Raw genomic sequence first — 672 nt, 5'->3', positions numbered from 1 at the left:
AGGACCGCAGTGCGAAGTATGCGGGCTTTGGATTCGACGCTTCCATTTGGGAGATGTTCCCGACCTGGACGATCGGCGCCGAGCTTCATGTCATTGATGAAGCGATCCGCCTCGATATCGTCCGCCTGAACGATTATTTTGAAGCGAACGGCGTAACGATCACGTTCCTGCCGACACAGCTTGCGGAACAGTTCATGGAGCTTGAGAACACATCACTTCGCGTATTGCTCACAGGCGGAGACAAGCTGAAGCGTGCGGTCAAACAGCCGTACACACTCGTCAACAACTACGGGCCGACAGAAAATACGGTTGTTGCCACAAGCACGGAGATCCATTCGGAGGAAGGCTCGCTTTCCATCGGACGGGCGATCGCCAATACGAGAGTGTACATTCTTGGCGAGGGCAATCAGGTGCAGCCGGAAGGCGTAGCCGGAGAGCTTTGCGTGGCGGGACGCGGATTGGCGCGAGGCTATCTGAATCGAGAAGACGAAACCGTGAAGCGGTTTGTCGCTGATCCGTTTGTGCCGGGTGAGCGTATGTACCGTACCGGCGACTTGGTGAAGTGGGTGAACGGCGGCATCGAATACATCGGCCGGATCGACCAGCAGGTCAAGGTCCGCGGCTACCGAATCGAGCTTTCAGAAATCGAAGTCCAGCTCGCCCAGCTTTCTG

General features: G+C 56.7%; 1 protein-coding gene. It reads left to right on the top strand.

Annotated features, from left to right (window positions below; all coding sequences use genetic code 11):
• The coding region (locus BLL41_RS22240) for an AMP-binding protein (RefSeq protein WP_141770227.1) at nt 1–672 on the top strand (672 nt) is incomplete at both ends.

Source organism: Bacillus sp. FMQ74 (genome assembly GCF_001875785.1).
In the GTDB taxonomy this organism is placed as follows: domain Bacteria; phylum Bacillota; class Bacilli; order Bacillales; family Bacillaceae; genus Bacillus; species Bacillus stercoris.
The sequence above is the reverse complement of the archived record's forward strand: the minus strand, read 5'-3'. Positions and strand labels throughout refer to the sequence as shown.